This window comes from Shimia abyssi (assembly GCF_003014475.1).
Taxonomy (GTDB): Bacteria; Pseudomonadota; Alphaproteobacteria; order Rhodobacterales; family Rhodobacteraceae; genus Shimia; species Shimia abyssi.
In genome coordinates, this window is the sequence record NZ_PYGJ01000001.1 from 643,599 (window position 1) to 660,416 (window position 16,818).

Here is a 16,818-nt window from a genome sequence, read left to right on the forward strand (position 1 = left end):
TATGACGAACTGGATTATCATGCTGATTGTCGGCATTCTATCATTGGTGGCCGGGATTGTGGCCCTGCTCAACCCATTTGCCGCCTCTGTGACGGCAACCCTGATCACTGGATGGAGCTTTTTCATCCTTGGGTTTCTTCAGATCATCGCAGGTCTGCGCGCCGAAGGTGTCGGGGCCAAGATATTTGGCGCGCTGCTGGGATTTGTGGCGCTTGTCATCGGGATCAACCTTGTGGCCGAACCGCTGCGTGGCCTGATCACCCTGACCATGATCGCAGGTATCCTGTTTCTGGTGTCGGGCATCTTCAAGGCGTGGATCGGCTTTTCCGACGCCCAAGGCGCAATGCGCGGCGCATTGATCGTGTCCGGTTTGGTCTCGATTGTGCTGGGCGTCATGGTGCTGTCCAACTTCCCGCAATCGGCCACCGTTGTGCTTGGTGTGCTGCTTGGGATCGAGCTCTTGTCTAACGGCATCAGCGCCATCGCGCTGGCGATCGTTGGCAAAAACGCCGAAAGCTGAAATTCACTCGCGGCGGATATGGTCTCGTATCCGCCGCCACCCACCAGGCACCAGCACGAATGACAGCAGGAACCCGGTGATAAAGCCAAACACATCCGCCACCCAATCGGGTGTGCCGCCAAAGATCAGGCTGAACACCAGCTGGATCGCCACCAGCATCCCAATCAGCGAAAACGCCCGCGCCTGCGGTGCGCCTACCACGCCCAGCCGTATCCACAGCAGAAACGTGAATGACCCGATCAACCCGTAAATTCCAGGGTACGAACCCAGCAACGGCACCGGGCTCCCAGTGATCAACGCATAGCTCAGCGCGCCCACGATCCCTGACATCAGAAAAATCGCCAGCGTTGAAAGGGCAGAGAACACCTCGCCCACCATCTTGCCCATGGCCAGCATCAACACCCCGCCAAACAGCGCGTGGGTAAAGTTGGCATGAACAAACAGATAGCTCACAAACCGCCACAAATGTTCCAACGGCCAGCGGTTGTTGGTCATCATCCAGTCGAAAATCTCCGTCGAAAACGCATATTTCTGGATCGCCGCCAGCCGCCAGCCAATCGCCTGCGGCCCACCAACAACGCCCTGCCCTCCCAGCCAGAACGCGGCCTCCAGCCCGACCATCACGAGAAACAGCGCCGCCACCACAGGCGGCAAAGGGTTCACGGGGCTCGGGTTTGGGTCATTGCTCATACGTCTCGTTCCTTTGACTGGCACTTCTTGACGGCCATTTGCCTCATGGGTAAGGCAGGAACACTGATAAATCCAGACGGAGTATTCCTTATGACCGAGGCGGTCCAAACGTCCTCCCCCTTTACCCCACGCGTCTTCTCGGGGATCCAACCCTCGGGCGGCCTGACGCTGGGCAATTATCTTGGCGCGATGAAGCGCTTTGTCGACATGCAAGACGAAGGGTCTTTTCAGACCGTCTATTGCATGGTCGACCAGCACGCGATCACCGTCTGGCAAGACCCCGAAAAGCTGCGCCATGCCACCCGCGAACTGTGCGCCGGGTTCATCGCCGCTGGGATCGATCCGGATCGTTCAATCCTTTTCAATCAGTCCCAGGTGCCCGAACACGCGCAACTGGCATGGATTTTCAACTGCGTCGCCCGCATGGGCTGGATGCAACGCATGACTCAGTGGAAGGACAAAGCCGGCAAGAACCAGCAGAACGCCTCATTGGGCCTATTCGCCTACCCAGCGCTGATGGCGGCGGACATTCTGATCTATCACGCCACCCACGTCCCCGTGGGCGAGGATCAGAAACAGCATCTGGAACTGACCCGCGACGTGGCGATCAAGTTCAACCACGACTATGGCGTCGATTTCTTCCCCATCACAGAACCGGTGATCGAAGGTGCGGCGACGCGCGTTATGTCTTTGCGCGATGGCTCCAAGAAAATGTCGAAATCCGATCCCTCTGATGCATCCCGCATCAACATGACGGATGATGCCGACACCATCGCCAAAAAGATCCGCAAGGCGAAAACCGACCCCGACGCCCTGCCGTCCGAGGCCAAAGGCCTTGAGGATCGCCCCGAGGCACGCAATCTCGTGAACATCTATGCAGCCCTCGCCGACAGCTCTGTCGACGCCGTGCTGGCCGAAATGGGCGGCAAACAGTTTTCGGAATTCAAGCCGATCCTGTCCGAGCTTGCGGTGGAAAAACTCGCACCAATCTCAACGGAAATGGCCCGCCTGATGCAGGACCCTGCCGAGATTGATCGGATTCTGGGTCACGGTGCCACGCAGGCCCGCGAATTGGCGACGCCGATTCTCAAAAAGACATACGACATTGTCGGAATGATCTCGTCCTGACCCGCCGGTCCTGATCGCGAATTTGCCAACAGATGGCACGGTTCATGCCGTGCCATTTTTTTTATGCACAGTCCTGCGGCGGATTTCTTTCCAACGCACAAAAATTCACATCTCGCACCACGTTTTCTGCGGTGCGGCTGAAATCTTCGCGAAACTGTCACATCTCAACGTTATCTTAAGCTCAGAACGCAGCCGCTCATTCCAGCGTCTGAACTGCGACAACGACAGATTTAACAGTCCCCTTTTTCTTTTCATTACAGATTTCAGTAGGAATATATTGACCCTCGGTCTCCCCCAGGACCGGGGGTCATTTCCTTGATTATTTAAGTGGACCTCTCCTCGCACCGCGCCTAACCTCGCGCCGGGCAGCAAGGGAGAATGACATGGCCGTCGGCACCAATATCCGCACCTTTTTCAACAACAGCTGGCATGACGGCGATATCTCGGTGATGCGCGCAGCAGATCATGGTTCATGGCTCGGCACCACTGTGTTTGACGGCGCGCGCTTTTTTGACGGCGTTATGCCCGACCTTGATCGCCATTGCGCGCGCGTCAATCGCTCGGCCGAAGCATTGATGCTCGCGCCGACCGTTTCGACCGACGATATGGTCGATATCATCCGCGAGGGCCTAAAGACATTTGACAAAGACGCCGCCGTTTATATCCGACCCATGTATTGGGGCATTGGTGGGGATATCACTGCGATCATCCCCAGCCAGGAAGAAACCGGTTTTGCGATCTGCCTTGAACAGATCCCTATGGCCCCGCCCGAGGCATCCGCCACGCTGACCCGAACCCGGTTCCGGCGCCCCGTGCTTGAGGACGCCGTCGTAAATGCCAAGGCCGGATGTCTTTATCCCAACAACGCGCGCATGTTGGCCGAAGCGCGCCAAAAGGGGTTCTCCAACGCCCTTGTCACCGATGCCTTGGGCAACGTTGCCGAAACCGCTACCGCCAACATCTTTATGGTGCGCGACGGAGAGGTTTTCACCCCAATCCCCAATGGCACCTTCCTTGCCGGGATCACCCGCGCGCGCCACATCGAAAACATGCGTGCAGACGGGCTAAAGGTGCATGAAACCGTTCTGTCATTTGCCGATTTTGAGGCCGCGGACGAGGTGTTCATGTCCGGCAACATGAACAAGGTGACGCCAATCAAAGCCTTTGATGACCGCCAATATCAGCACGGGCCAGTCACAAGGCGCGCACGCGAAATGTACTGGGACTGGGCACATTCAAGGGTTTGAATTTCCGCAATGATCTGTTGCACGACCCGTCCCAAACCGGCATGATCCGCCAAAATGGAGTGGAACGATGCGTAAATTCCTTGTGGTGCTGGACGAAAGTCGCGAATGCCTGAACGCCATGCGTTTTGCAGCCATGCGCGCAGCCAGCACAGGCGGCGGCGTCAAGATCCTCTCGGTTATTCCACCGGAAGAGTTCAACCACTGGATCGGTGTGGGTGACATTATGCGCGAAGAGGCCCGCGAACGGATCGAAGTTCATTTTGAGGTCTTTGCCAAATGGATGCGCGACCGTCAAAAGGTTGATCCCGTTCTGGTCATTCGCGAGGGCGAAGCCGTCAATGAAATTCTCGCGGAGATTCGCGAAGACCGCGAAATTGGCGTGCTTGTGCTGGGCGCAGGCACCGATCGCAAGGGCCCCGGCCCGCTTGTGTCGCAACTGACCCGCAACTCGGGTGTTTTGCCGGTGCCAATCACCATTGTGCCCGGCGATCTCTCCAAGGATCAGCTCGAAGCCGTGACCTGACCCATGCGCCCGACGCTACAATTCTGGTTCGAACTCGCGTCCACATATTCCTACCTTTCTGCCATGCGCATCGAGGCAGCGGCCGCGGTGCGCGGCGTCACTGTACAATGGCGCCCGTTCCTCTTGGGGCCAATCTTTGCCGCCCAAGGCTGGAGCACCTCGCCTTTCCTCGTCTACCCCGCCAAGGGGCGCTATATGTGGCGCGACATGGAGCGACTTTGCGCAGATCGCAATTTGCCCTTTGTGCGCCCTGATCCCTTCCCGCAAAATGGCCTGCTGGCGGCGCGCATTGCGCTGGCCGCTGGTGCTGCCGGGGTCGACATGCCTGCCTTTTGCCGCACGGTCTATCAGGCACAATTCGCCCAAGGGTATGACATCTCCGACCCTTCCGTACTCGCCACCTGTCTTCATGCCGCTGGCCTGCCCGCGCAATTGCTCGAACACGCGACCACCCCAGAAATCAAACAATCCCTTCGCATCCAGAACGACACTGCCGTCGCCCTCGGCCTGTTCGGTGCTCCAAGCTTTACCGTGGAGTCCGAAATTTTCTGGGGCGATGACCGCCTTGATCAGGCGCTGGAATGGGCTGCGGCCACAACTTAGAATTATTCTAAAACTTGACACCGCCCGCCCCAAGGCGCATATCTCAACCGAGATAGAAAAGGTGCCTGCACGATGTTCATTCAGACCGAATCCACCCCGAACCCGGCAACGCTGAAATTTCTGCCCGGCCAGACCGTGCTGGAAATGGGCACTGCCGACTTCCCATCTGCCGATGGTGCCGGGGCCTCGCCTCTGGCCACACGCCTTTTTGCGGTCAACGGTGTGGGTGGTGTGTTTTTCGGGTCGGACTTTGTGACCGTCACCAAATCCGAAGAGGCCGAGTGGGATCACATCAAGCCCGCCATTCTTGGTGCCATCATGGAACATTTCCAGTCCGGCCAACCGGTTCTGGCCAATGGTGCGGAACAGGCCCCGGCCCACGCCGAACACACCGGCCCGGATGGCGAGATCGTCGGCCAGATCAAAGAACTGCTCGACACCCGTGTGCGCCCCGCCGTGGCGCAGGACGGTGGCGACATCACTTTCCACGGTTTTGATCGCGGCGTAGTTTACCTGCACATGCAAGGCGCCTGCGCCGGATGCCCTTCGTCAACCCTGACACTGAAAATGGGCATCGAAAATCTGCTGCGCCACTACATCCCGGAAGTGACCGAGGTGCGCCCGGTTGCCGTCTGACACAACCCAAAATCAGAACGACATTACGGGACGGTGCTATTGCGGCACCGTCTCTTTGCGTTTTAGCGCACCACCCCAGATCGTTGCCTACTGCCACTGCTCTGATTGTCGCCGCTGGACAGGGGCACCCGCCCCGGCCTTTGCCGCCTTTGCGCCCGACACGCTGACACTGTCACCAGACCTTGGCCCCGGCACATCACACACACCGGGTGTGACCCGCTGGAACTGTCCTGATTGCGGTTCTCCCATTGCGGCCCAGTTTGATTATCTGCCGGATCAAACCTACGTCCCCATCGGCCTTCTGGATCAGGCCGCCGACTTTCCCCCGGCCATGCATTGCCATTCCGGCAGCACCCTGCCATGGCTGCACATGAACGACACCCTGCCCCGGGCGAACGATTCCGGGCGCGACGCACTGACCGCATCACATGACATCTGAAACCCCGCTGATCCTTGGCTTTGACACATCCGGCCCCTACATTTCCGCCCTGCTGTTGCACGGCGACGCTGTGCTGGGTGACGCGCATAATGATATGGCGCGCGGTCAGGCCGAACACCTGTTCCCCCTGCTCCAAGACATGCTTAACGCCGCCAATGTTACTTGGCGCGACCTGTCTGCGATTGGCGTTGGCGTTGGCCCCGGCAACTTTACCGGTATCCGCATTTCCGTCTCTGCGGCGCGCGGTCTCGGCCTCTCGCTGAACATACCCACCGTGGGCGTCAGCCTGCTCGACGCGGTCGCACTGGATCAGCCCGGCCCGACCCTGTCGTGCCTCTCCGCCCCGCGCGGCTCGATCTATATGCAGGGCAACGCAACCGCCCAGAACATTCCCGCACAGTTTCTATCGCTTGACGACCTACCCGCCTTGCTCGAGCCCGGCCTCACCTGTATCGGGTCCGCCGCCGCCGATGTGGCCCCGCGCCTGAACGCTGTGCAGGCCCCCGCCCGCTATGCCCCAGGCAGCGCCATTGCCCGTCTCACCGCCCAACGCTGGCAATCGCCTCAGCCGCGCCCCGCGCCGCTCTATCTCAAAACCGCCGACGCCGCCCCGCCGCGTGACCCGGCCCCGATCATCCTCGATTGATGCAGCCCGCAATTCTCGCCTCGCTGCACGCCGCCGCATTCACCGAAAGCCGCCCTTGGGGCGCGGATGAATTTGCCAACTTGCTCGCCTCGGATCTCGTGCTTGTTGTTGGTGATGACACAGGCTTTGCGCTCGGGCGCGTCATTGTCGATGAATGCGAATTGCTGACCATCGCCGTGCACCCCGCTGCCCAGCGAACCGGCCGGGGACGCACGCTATTGGCTACATTCGAATCCACTGCCCAAACGAAAGGCGCCGAGCGTGTCTTCCTCGAAGTGGCCGCGGACAACACCGCAGCCCGCGCACTCTACGAATCATCCGGTTATATCCAGCACGGTATGCGGCCTGCTTATTATCGCCGCGCAATGGGCGCAGATGTGGCCGCGCACCTGATGGAAAAGCGCCTGCAACCGCTCTAGCGCGCCTGTCGCCACGGAAAGCTGACCAAATGGACAGTTTTTCCACCAAAAACAGGTTGACCCCCCGCCTTACAGCCGTCTTACTTGCAAGATGATCGATTAATTTCGATGAATTTTCAGGGTACGGCACTTCGAACGACCGACCCGCTCAACACTTGGGAGACATCCATGACCCTAATGCAAAAATTTCTGGGGGCCGCTGCCGGCATCGCTCTGTCCGCGGGCGCCGTGATGGCCGAACCGGCCCTGATCTTCGATCTTGGTGGCAAGTTCGACAAATCCTTCAACGAAGCTGCCTTTAACGGCGCTCAGCGTTGGGCCGAAGAAACCGGCGGAAAGTTCCTCGAAATTGAACTTCAGTCCGAAGCACAGCGTGAACAGGCCCTGCGCCGCTTTGCCGAAGCAGGCGCTAACCCCGTGATCACCACCGGTTTCGCCTTTGCAACCCCGGTTGAAACTGTGGCCCCTGACTATCCTGACACGAAATTCGTCAACATTGACGGCTGGATGCCCGAAGTACCCGGCAACGTGCAGCTGATCGGCTTCCAAGAGCATCAGGGCTCCTACCTTGTGGGCATGATGGCGGCGATGGCCTCAAAAACCGGCACTGTCGGCTTTATCGGTGGCATGGATATTCCGCTGATCCGCCACTTTGGCTGTGGCTACGCTCAGGGCGCCAAGGCGGTGAACCCTGACATCAAGATCGTTGCAAACATGACCGGCACAACACCAGCCGCTTGGAACGACCCGGTAAAAGGCTCTGAGCTGACCAAAGCACAGATTTCCCAAGGCGCTGACGTGGTTTACGCCGCAGCAGGCGGTACCGGCGTGGGAGTTCTGCAAACCGCAGCGGATGAGAACATCCTCTCGATTGGTGTTGACAGCAACCAGAACCACCTGCACCCCGGCAAGGTTCTGACTTCGATGCTGAAACGCGTTGACGTCGCCGTCTACAACTCGATGAAAGCGGGCGACGCCATGGAAACCGGCGGTTTCACTATCCTCGGCTTGGCCGAAGAGGGTGTCGGCGTTGCTTATGATGACAACAACGCGCCATTGGTCTCTGACGACATGCGCGCCGCAGTGGCCGCAGCCCGCGAACAGATCATCTCGGGTGACCTCGAAGTGGTGGCCTATTACGCCAACGACAGCTGCCCTGCGCACGACTTCTAAGTCGCGACAGTTTCAAACAATAGACGGGCCGTGCCATTCCGGCATGGCCCTCTTCTTTCCGAGAAAGGACTTCCAATGTCAGAGCATATCACAGCCTTTTTTGCCGCATGGGGCGAAACCGACGCAGACAAACGCGCCGCCACCCTCGCAAACTGCGTCTCACCTGATATCAGCTATCTCGACCCGCGCACGCCCGAACCAATCACCGGTTTAGCCGCGCTTAACGACTATGTGGCGATGTATTCACAGATGGCCCCCGGCGCGACCGCGCGCGTGGCGAACCTCAGCGAAACAGGCCCAATGGCGCGCGCAACCGTCGAATTTGCCATGTCTGACGGCATGAAACAAAACGGCCAGTATTTTGTCGAAACCGATGACCAGTCGCGCCCGACCCGCATGGTGGGCTTTGTCGGCATGGGAGAGCCTGAATGACAACAGCCCCCGCCATTGAACTAAAAGGCATTTCCAAGGCCTTTGGCCCGGTCCAAGCCAACAAGGACATCTCGATATCCGTTCAGCCGGGCACTATCCACGGCATCATTGGCGAAAACGGCGCTGGAAAATCCACTTTAATGTCAATACTTTACGGTTTTTACAAAGCTGATAAGGGCGAGATTTTCATTAAAGGTCAAAAGACCGCCATCCCTGACAGTCAGGCCGCGATTGCGGCGGGTATCGGCATGGTGTTCCAGCACTTTAAACTGGTCGAGAATTTCACCGTTCTGGAAAACATCATCCTTGGTGCCGAGGATGGCGGCCTCTTGCGTCCGTCGCTCGCCAAAGCCCGCAAAGAGCTGGCACATCTGGCCGCCGAATACGAACTTAACGTCGATCCTGACGCACTAATTGAAAACCTGTCTGTCGGGCACCAACAACGCGTCGAAATCCTCAAGGCGCTCTATCGTCAGGCCGAAATCCTGATCCTGGATGAACCCACCGGCGTGCTCACCCCCGCCGAGGCGGACCAGCTGTTTCGCATCCTCGACCGCCTGCGCGAAGAGGGCAAAACCATTATCCTGATCACGCACAAGCTGCGCGAAATCATGGACATCACCAACACCGTCTCCGTCATGCGGCGCGGCGAAATGACCGCCACCGTTAAGACGTCCGAGACCAGCCCCGAACACCTTGCCGAACTCATGGTGGGTCGCAAAGTCCTGCTGCGCGTCGACAAAAAACCCGCCACCCCCGGCGAGACCGTGCTTGAGGTCGAAAAGCTGCGCGTCATCGACGACAAGGGCGTCGAACGTGTCAAAGGTATCGACCTTCATGTTCGCAAGGGCGAAATCCTCGGCATCGCCGGGGTTGCCGGCAATGGCCAATCCGAACTGCTCGAGGTGCTCGGCGGTATCACCGATGCCACCGGCACCATTCGAATGAATGGCACAAACCTGCCCCTCTCTGGAAAAGGTGCGCATGGCCAGTCCCGTCGCCACGCCGGCATCGCCCACGTCCCCGAAGACCGCCAGCGTGAAGGTCTGATCATGGAATATACCGCGTGGGAAAACGTCGTCTTTGGCTATCACCTTGATCCCGAATACCAAAAGGGCATGTTGATGGACAACGCCGGTATTCAGGCGACTGCCCAGGAAAAAATGGACCGCTTTGACGTGCGCCCGCCGCATCCGAAACTGGCCGCCAAGAACTTTTCGGGCGGCAACCAGCAAAAAATCGTCCTCGCCCGCGAGATCGAACGCAACCCCGACCTCCTGTTGATCGGCCAGCCCACCCGCGGTGTCGACATCGGGGCCATTGAATTCATCCACCAGCAAATCGTGCAACTGCGCGATCAGGGCAAAGCCATCCTCTTGGTCAGCGTCGAACTCGACGAAATCCTGTCCCTGTCAGACCGAATTGCAGTGATGTTTGACGGGCACATGATGGGCGAACGCGATCCCGCAAAGACCGACGAGAAAGAGCTCGGACTGATGATGGCCGGTATCTCGGACACCAAAGCCACACAGGAGCAAGCACATGGGTAAGATGCCACATTGGGCCGACATCGTCCTGATCCCCCTGATCTCGCTGCTGCTCGCAGCCGTGCTATCCTCATTGGTGATCCTCGCCATTGGAGAAAACCCGATTGCCGCCTTCAAACTGATGGTTGACGGCGCGCTGATGCGCTCGGCGGGCTGGGGTTATACGCTCTATTACGCCACCAACTTCATGTTCACCGGCCTCGCTGTGGCCGTCGCCTTTCACGCACGCATGTTCAACATCGGCGGCGAAGGTCAGGCGATGCTGGGCGGGCTGGGCGTGGCCTTTGCCTGTCTCTACATCCCTTGGCCCCACTGGAGCATCGCAATCTTGGGTGCCAGCACCGCAGCGGCCCTCTTTGGTGCGTTCTGGGCGCTGATCCCGGCCTATCTTCAGGCCAAACGCGGCAGCCATATCGTGATCACCACCATCATGTTCAACTTCATCGCCGCCGCGTTGCTGAACTACTTCCTCGTCAACGTGCTGCGCCCGCCGCGCTCAATGGACCCGGCCACCGCCAAATTCCCCGAGCCGACGCACCTGCCCTCCTTCCAAGACATGTTCTCGACCGCCGAGAACCCACTCTTTCGTGGGGCACCGGCCAACGTAACCTTCTTTATCGCCGTCGCTGCTTGTTTCCTCGTGTGGTTCCTGATCTGGCGCACCAAACTCGGCTATGAAATCCGCGCCTTTGGCTTTTCCGAATCCGGTGCCAAATACGCGGGCATCTCGCCGGTACGCATAACCGTGATCGCTATGCTGATCTCAGGTGCGCTGGCGGGTTTGATGTCGGTCAACACCACCATGGGCGAGAGCGAACGTCTTGTGCTCAACTCGACCGAAGGCGCGGGCTTTATCGGCATCGCCGTCGCTCTCATGGGGCGATCCCACCCGTTTGGCGTGTTCCTTGCCGCGATCCTGTTTGGCTTTCTTTATCAGGGGGGCGCGGAACTCGCCCTCTGGACAGATATCCCGCGCGAACTGATCGTCGTGATCCAGGCCCTTGTGATCCTATTCACAGGCGCGCTCGACAATATGGTGCGCATGCCGCTTGAAAAACTGTTCCTGGCTCTGCGCAAGGGAGACGCGTGATGGATTTCATGACCCTTCTGCAACTGCTGGACACCACCGTCCGCCTTGCCACGCCGCTTCTCCTTGCTTGCCTCGCCGGTCTGTACTCAGAGCGCGCCGGTATCTTCGATATCGGACTCGAGGGCAAAATGCTTGCTGCGGCGTTCTTCTCAGCCGCCTTTGCCTATTCCACCGGCTCTGTCTGGCTTGGCCTTTTAGCGGGTATTGGCATATCGTTGGTGCTCTCAGCGATCCATGGCCTTGCCTCAATCACCTTTCGCGGCAACCAGTTGATCTCGGGCCTTGCCATCACCATGCTGGCAGGCGGGATGACGGTTCTTATTGCGCAGGATTGGTTCAGCCAGGGCGGCCGCACACCCCAGCTTGAAGGGGCGGCCCGTTTTAACCCGATAACCCTGCCCTTTGCCGAGGCTCTGCGCGATGTACCCTTTATCGGCCCGCTCTATTACGAGCTGATCTCGGGCCACCCGATCCTTGTCTATATCGCGCTCGCACTGGTGCCGATCACGTGGTGGGTGCTATTCCGCACCCGCTTTGGCCTGCGCCTGCGCGCGGTGGGCGAAAACCCGGCCTCGGTTGATACCGCTGGTGTGTCGGTTGTAACCCTGCGCTATTCAGCAGTGATGATCTGCGGTGTGCTCTGTGGCCTTGCCGGGGCTTACCTTGCCACCGCGCTTCAGGCGGGCTTTGTCAAAGACATGACAGCCGGGCGCGGTTATATCGCGCTTGCCGCACTGATTTTTGCCAAATGGCGTCCATGGTACGCGCTCTGGGCCACACTGCTGTTTGGGCTGTTTCAGGCGCTCGAACTACGCCCTGACCTGATCGAATCAGCGCTGGGTGTCAAAGTGCAGGTTCAGCTGCTCGGCGCACTGCCTTATATCCTCACCGTGGTCATTCTTGCCGGTTTTGTGGGCAAAGCGATCCCGCCGCGCGCCGGTGGTGAGCCGTATGTCAAGGAACGCTAAGGCCAAAGTGTGAATCTATAGGTCCAGTTCACACAAAGGTTTCAGGCCTGCCAGCATTTGTGAGTGCTGGCAGGTTGCTTTTCTGCACATGCTAACTGTATCAATTGTTATGCAGATCTATCTCCCAATTGCCGAAGTTTCCGTGAACGCATTTTTGCTGCTTGGCTTGGGCGGCATGGTTGGGATTTTGTCCGGAATGTTCGGGGTTGGCGGCGGCTTTTTGATGACGCCACTGCTCTTTTTTATCGGCATTCCCCCCGCGGTCGCTGTTGCGACCGAGGCGAACCAGATCGTTGCATCGTCCTTTTCGGGAGTGCTCGCGCATTTCAAACGAAAAACTGTCGATCTCAAGATGGGCTGCGTGTTGCTTGTCGGCGGCCTTATCGGTGCGGCCCTTGGGGTGGTTGTGTTCAACTACTTGAAATCACAGGGACAAGTCGACCTGCTTGTGCGTCTGTGTTACGTGGTGTTCCTCGGGATCATTGGCTCTCTGATGTTTATCGAGAGCCTGAACGCCATCCGCAAATCCCGCAAAAACACCGGCCCGGTCAAACGCAAGAAGCATAACTGGATCCACGGCCTGCCCTTCAAAATGCGCTTTCGCGTCTCCGGCCTGTATATCTCTGTAATCCCACCGGTGATTGTCGGCGTTTGTGTCGGTATCCTTGCCGCGATCATGGGTGTGGGCGGTGGATTTATCATGGTTCCAGCCATGATCTACCTCTTGGGTATGCCCACTAAAGTGGTCGTCGGAACCTCGCTGTTCCAGATCATCTTTGTGACCGGCTTTACCACTCTTTTGCACGCCACAACCAACTATACAGTCGACATTGCGCTGGCAGTTCTTTTGCTGGTCGGCGGGGTGATCGGGGCACAGATCGGCACTCGCATCGGCACCCGCCTCAAGGCGGAACAGCTCCGCATCCTGTTGGCCCTCATGGTCATTCTGGTCTGCGCCAAACTGGCGCTGGACCTCCTCCTGCAACCGACCGAGCTTTACTCGCTCGGCGCAGCCGGAGGGCACTGATCCATGTGGCGCTCTTTGCTCCTATTCCTGACATTGGCCGCATCACCGCTTTCCGCAGAAGAGGTTGTGCTTGGCCTCTCACAGGACAAGGTCGCCATCACCGCCACATTTGACGGTTCGGAAATCCTCATTTTCGGCGCTGTCAAACGCGAAGTGCCAATTCCGTCTAATCCACCGCTTGAAGTTGTCATCACCGTTTCGGGCCCGTCAGAGCCCGTGACCGTGCGGCGCAAAGAGCGCAAATTCGGCATCTGGATCAACACCGATACAGTTGAGGTTGACGCAGCCCCCACCTTTTATGCCGTCGCCACCTCTGCGCCATTCAATGACGCCATTAGCAATGTCGAAGATCAGCGCCACAAGGTCTCGATTCCCAAGGCGATCCGCTCTGTCGGCGCGCCCATGACCATCACCGATTCCCAGAGTTTTTCCGAGGCTATCATTCGCATACGCAAAAGCCAGGGCCTCTACCAGCTGCTTGAAAACGCTGTCCAGGTTGACGAACAGACCCTGTTCCGCACGTCGCTCAAAATGCCCGCCAATCTGGCCGAGGGCGACTATCCCGCGCGCATTTTCCTCACACGTGGTGGTGACGTCATCTCTCAGTATCAAACCGTGATCAACGTCGACAAAGTGGGCCTTGAACGCTGGCTCTACGACATGTCACGCCAAAAGCCGTTGCTCTATGGTCTGATGTCACTGGCCATCGCCATTGCCGCAGGCTGGGGCGCGTCCGCCGCATTCAGGCTCATACGCCAAGGGTAACACCCGTTGGCTCAGCCACGCCCGATATAAGGCATCTTGGTCGCCATTACCGTCATGAACTGCACGTTTGCCTCTGCTGGCATATTGGCCATGTGCAACACCGACGTCGCCGCATCGCGCACAGCCATTGTATCCAGCGCAGGCTTGCCAGAGGCCTCTAACGCCGCGTTCAATCCCGTCACCATGTCTGTTTCCGCGTTGCCAATGTCGATCTGTCCACAGGCAATATCAAATGGCCGCCCGTCCAGCGACAAAGTCCGCGTCATGCCCGTAATCGCGTGTTTGCTGGTGGTGTAACAGATTGATCCGTCACGCGGCGAATAGGCCGAGATCGACCCGTTATTGATGATCCGCCCACCCTGCGGATCTTGGGCGCGCATCTGCTTAAACGCCAGTCTTGCAGCAATGAACATGCCGCGCACATTCACATTCATCACCTGATCAAACTCTGCCACGTCCAGCGCATCAATTGTGCCCGCACGGCCAAACATCCCCGCATTGTTGAACAACACGTCCAACCGACCAGTTTCCTCGGAAAACGCGTCAAACGCCGACGCCATAGCCTCCGGATCCGTCACATCTGCTGGCAATGGCACGGCCGTGTCATAGCGATCAGCCAAATGTTCCAGCTTGTCACCACTGCGCGCGATCAGCCCCACACGCCAGCCCGCCTCCAGAAACATTTCTGCCGTCGCTCGCCCAATGCCTTGACTTGCACCAGTCACAATCGCCGTTTTCATATCGCATCCTCCTGCTCCAGCGCCAGCGGTACCGGTGCCGCGCGCAAATCATCCACCACGAGTGGCCCTGTCGGCTTGGCCAACCGGTTGCGCACCACCCAATAAAGCCGATCTGACGCCCGCGTAATCGCGACATAAGCCAACCGTTTCCACAACGGTTGCCCGGCCTCAACCCGACCCATACGCGCCGCAACAAACAGATCTGGCGCAAACACCTGCACGTTTTCCCACTGCGAACCTTGCGCCTTGTGAATGGTCACCGCCGCGCCATGCAGAAACGTCGCCCCCATGCGCGCGGCAAAGGGGATAAACGGTTCTTCTTCGTCTGGCATTTCGATTTTCACGATTGAGGCTGCCGAAACGCGTGGGTCTTCGGCCCCCATCACATGCAGACGGGAAAACCCCGGTTTACGACCCGGCCCCAAGTAAATCACCTGCGCACCTTTGATCAGGCCACGCGCCTCCAGATCCAACCGTTTCTTGCGATGCTTAAGCGGCAACTCAAGCCCGTCACAAATCAGCGGCTCCCCTTCCAACAGCTCATCGTCCGGTGCCCCATGCACCTGCCGGAACGCATTGATCAGCCGCACCCGTGTCGCATTGCGCCAAACCAAAACGGGTGAACGCGCCATCAGATCGACCTCGACCCGCTGCGCCAACACGACCCGATCATCCTTTTTCGCGCTCTCCTCGACCATACGCTCAAAATCATGAAACTGCAGGTCAGGATCCGCCAGCGCATGGGCCAGATCCAGGATCGGGTTATCAGCTTCTTGTCGGTGAATGCGCTGCAATTCATGCCGTGACTCGATCGGTAATTTGTCAAACACCATCGCGCCCGACTGGTTCACCGGAGCCAACTGCGCCGGGTCGCCGAACAACAACAGCGTGTCAAAGATTTCCCGCAGATCCTCATATTGTTTGTCGTCCAGCATCGAACTTTCATCAACAAAACCGATATCCAGCGGGTCGTCCCGCCGCTTCCAGCCAGTGATAAAATCTGATCCGCGCAATCCCGCCGCCGCCAATGCGCCAGGGATGGACTTGTGCAATTTATAGAACTCAGCCGCCCGGTCCAGCGCCTCATCGGTCAGCCCCTCTACCTCGGGGCGCTCGCCATTTCCGGCCAGCCATTCGGCAATGCGTTCGTATTCCGGGTCATAAACCGGCGTGTAAATGATCCGGTGAATGGTGGTCGCTGGCACGCCGCGCATCCGCAGTACACTTGCTGCCTTGTTGGTTGGTGCCAGCACCGCCAGCGTGCGGCCATCTTTGCGCTTTTTGCCCTCGTAATCGCCCGACACAATGTCGACCCCGGCCTCCTCAAGCGCTTTGACCAGCTCGGCCAGCAACAGCGTTTTGCCGGATCCCGCCTTGCCCATCACCGCTGCCACGGTTTGTTTGCCATTGCGCGGCGGGGTTAGCAGGTTGTCTTCCAGATCCACCCCGACGCTACGCAGCATCTCGGCAATTGCGTCAAAGGCATCCGCCTGATCATGGCTAAGTGTAAGGGCTGTCTGATCCATGGCGCGACCCTACAGCCGCGCCAATGGACGTACCAGCGCAGATCACGCCGATTGCGCGAATTCCACCAAAGCTGCGCCTGCATCACTGCCAAATGCGGCCTCGAACCATGCCCGCGATTGCGCCGGGTCCAGACCTGCGCGTTCGGCCACCTTGGCGCGCGCCTCTTCGGTAAAACTCCACAGACCAACACTGATCTGTTCGCGCCCTTTGCCTTCTGATCCCAACACCTCGGGCGATGATCCGATCAGGCGGTAAATCCGCACCATGCGCGCGTCAAACACACCGACGTAGTGTTCCACACCAAATCCGGTCATTACCTCGCCACCCGCCAGCATCAGCGCAGCCGCCGTACGCGGTTCTGCGTCACGCGCCAGACAGAACCGGGTGCATTCCCAGATCAGCGGGCTTTCGATCCGCACACCATCCGTCAGGTTCAAGAAATGATCGTTGACCATGCATGGCCCCGTCGTCGGCAATAACCGCATCGAGCCGCCATGGCTTCCGTCCGGCTTTTCCCAGATCACATAGAGCGGGTTCAGCGCGTCGTATTCGTCGCGCTCCTCACCGTTCTCATCCACGTTCACGTCCCAGTTCAGACGCGTCTTGAACTGATCGGAACGATCCAGGAACATCGTACGCTTCAGTTTTGGAAAATTGTCGAGTTGATCCGCATAAATATAATGGAGCATTCTGGCTTC

Annotated in this window: 20 protein-coding genes; 16 read left to right on the plus strand and 4 right to left on the minus strand. The window is 58.6% G+C overall.

What is annotated here, in order from left to right; genetic code table 11:
* Position 1 precedes the first annotated feature (1 nt).
* A complete protein-coding gene (locus tag CLV88_RS03100) occupies positions 2-520 on the plus strand; it encodes an HdeD family acid-resistance protein (protein WP_106606874.1) in 519 nt (172 codons plus the stop codon).
* A gap of 3 nt (positions 521-523) precedes the next feature.
* Here CLV88_RS03100 and CLV88_RS03105 read toward each other — a convergent pair whose 3' ends face one another.
* Positions 524-1,210 (minus strand): rhomboid family intramembrane serine protease, encoded by a 687-nt coding sequence (locus CLV88_RS03105; protein WP_106606875.1) that lies wholly within the window; start codon positions 1,208-1,210, stop codon positions 524-526.
* Positions 1,211-1,300: 90 nt separating this feature from the next.
* On the opposite strand from CLV88_RS03105, the gene trpS reads away from it, so the two are divergent.
* The 15 genes from trpS (at position 1,301) to CLV88_RS03180 (ending at position 13,853) form a co-directional block, all read left to right on the plus strand.
* Positions 1,301-2,338 (plus strand): tryptophan--tRNA ligase, encoded by a 1,038-nt coding sequence (gene trpS / locus CLV88_RS03110; RefSeq protein ID WP_106606876.1) that lies wholly within the window; start codon positions 1,301-1,303, stop codon positions 2,336-2,338.
* Positions 2,339-2,721: 383 nt separating this feature from the next.
* A complete protein-coding gene (locus CLV88_RS03115) occupies positions 2,722-3,585 on the plus strand; it encodes a branched-chain amino acid aminotransferase (RefSeq protein ID WP_106606877.1) in 864 nt (287 codons plus the stop codon).
* 67 nt (positions 3,586-3,652) lie between these two features.
* Positions 3,653-4,108 carry a universal stress protein gene (locus CLV88_RS03120; RefSeq protein ID WP_106606878.1) on the plus strand — a complete coding sequence of 152 codons (456 nt, stop codon included), beginning with the start codon at positions 3,653-3,655 and terminating at the stop codon, positions 4,106-4,108.
* Between the two features lie 3 nt (positions 4,109-4,111).
* Entirely contained in the window at positions 4,112-4,711 is a 600-nt protein-coding gene (locus tag CLV88_RS03125) for a 2-hydroxychromene-2-carboxylate isomerase (RefSeq protein ID WP_106606879.1), read from the plus strand.
* A gap of 72 nt (positions 4,712-4,783) precedes the next feature.
* Positions 4,784-5,347: a NifU family protein gene (locus tag CLV88_RS03130; protein ID WP_106606880.1), complete on the plus strand. Its 564-nt coding sequence runs from the start codon at positions 4,784-4,786 to the stop codon at positions 5,345-5,347.
* Positions 5,337-5,786: a GFA family protein gene (locus CLV88_RS03135; protein WP_243403550.1), complete on the plus strand. Its 450-nt coding sequence runs from the start codon at positions 5,337-5,339 to the stop codon at positions 5,784-5,786. Before CLV88_RS03130 ends, CLV88_RS03135 begins: the two co-directional genes overlap by 11 nt.
* Positions 5,776-6,432, plus strand: coding sequence for a tRNA (adenosine(37)-N6)-threonylcarbamoyltransferase complex dimerization subunit type 1 TsaB (gene tsaB, locus CLV88_RS03140; RefSeq protein WP_106606881.1), 657 nt, complete (start codon positions 5,776-5,778; stop codon positions 6,430-6,432). Before CLV88_RS03135 ends, tsaB begins: the two co-directional genes overlap by 11 nt.
* The gene (locus CLV88_RS03145; RefSeq protein WP_106606882.1) at positions 6,432-6,851 is read left to right on the plus strand and encodes a GNAT family N-acetyltransferase; all 420 of its coding nucleotides are present in this window, start codon (positions 6,432-6,434) and stop codon (positions 6,849-6,851) included. Before tsaB ends, CLV88_RS03145 begins: the two co-directional genes overlap by 1 nt.
* 168 nt (positions 6,852-7,019) lie before the next feature.
* Positions 7,020-8,024, plus strand: coding sequence for a BMP family lipoprotein (locus tag CLV88_RS03150; RefSeq protein WP_106606883.1), 1,005 nt, complete (start codon positions 7,020-7,022; stop codon positions 8,022-8,024).
* Positions 8,025-8,099: 75 nt separating this feature from the next.
* Positions 8,100-8,456 carry a nuclear transport factor 2 family protein gene (locus tag CLV88_RS03155; RefSeq protein ID WP_106606884.1) on the plus strand — a complete coding sequence of 119 codons (357 nt, stop codon included), beginning with the start codon at positions 8,100-8,102 and terminating at the stop codon, positions 8,454-8,456.
* The gene (locus CLV88_RS03160) at positions 8,453-10,006 is read left to right on the plus strand and encodes an ABC transporter ATP-binding protein (RefSeq protein ID WP_106606885.1); all 1,554 of its coding nucleotides are present in this window, start codon (positions 8,453-8,455) and stop codon (positions 10,004-10,006) included. The genes CLV88_RS03155 and CLV88_RS03160 overlap by 4 nt, the downstream gene beginning before the upstream one ends.
* Positions 9,999-11,093 carry an ABC transporter permease gene (locus CLV88_RS03165; RefSeq protein WP_106606886.1) on the plus strand — a complete coding sequence of 365 codons (1,095 nt, stop codon included), beginning with the start codon at positions 9,999-10,001 and terminating at the stop codon, positions 11,091-11,093. The genes CLV88_RS03160 and CLV88_RS03165 overlap by 8 nt, the downstream gene beginning before the upstream one ends.
* Entirely contained in the window at positions 11,093-12,061 is a 969-nt protein-coding gene (locus tag CLV88_RS03170) for an ABC transporter permease (protein WP_106606887.1), read from the plus strand. The genes CLV88_RS03165 and CLV88_RS03170 overlap by 1 nt, the downstream gene beginning before the upstream one ends.
* A gap of 109 nt (positions 12,062-12,170) precedes the next feature.
* A complete protein-coding gene (locus tag CLV88_RS03175; RefSeq protein ID WP_106606888.1) occupies positions 12,171-13,088 on the plus strand; it encodes a sulfite exporter TauE/SafE family protein in 918 nt (305 codons plus the stop codon).
* Between the two features lie 3 nt (positions 13,089-13,091).
* Positions 13,092-13,853 (plus strand): TIGR02186 family protein, encoded by a 762-nt coding sequence (locus CLV88_RS03180; protein ID WP_106606889.1) that lies wholly within the window; start codon positions 13,092-13,094, stop codon positions 13,851-13,853.
* A gap of 11 nt (positions 13,854-13,864) precedes the next feature.
* Here the strand turns inward: CLV88_RS03180 and CLV88_RS03185 are convergent, their stop codons facing one another.
* Genes CLV88_RS03185 through CLV88_RS03195 form a run of 3 tightly spaced genes read right to left on the minus strand, consistent with a single transcriptional unit; the run spans position 13,865 to position 16,809 of the window.
* Positions 13,865-14,593, minus strand: coding sequence for an SDR family oxidoreductase (locus tag CLV88_RS03185; RefSeq protein ID WP_106606890.1), 729 nt, complete (start codon positions 14,591-14,593; stop codon positions 13,865-13,867).
* Positions 14,590-16,119 carry an ATP-dependent DNA helicase gene (locus CLV88_RS03190; RefSeq protein WP_106606891.1) on the minus strand — a complete coding sequence of 510 codons (1,530 nt, stop codon included), beginning with the start codon at positions 16,117-16,119 and terminating at the stop codon, positions 14,590-14,592. The genes CLV88_RS03185 and CLV88_RS03190 overlap by 4 nt, the downstream gene beginning before the upstream one ends.
* 42 nt (positions 16,120-16,161) lie before the next feature.
* On the minus strand, positions 16,162-16,809 hold the full coding sequence (locus tag CLV88_RS03195) for an acyl-homoserine-lactone synthase (RefSeq protein ID WP_106606892.1): 648 nt from the start codon (positions 16,807-16,809) through the stop codon (positions 16,162-16,164).
* Between the last annotated feature and the right edge of the window lie 9 nt (positions 16,810-16,818).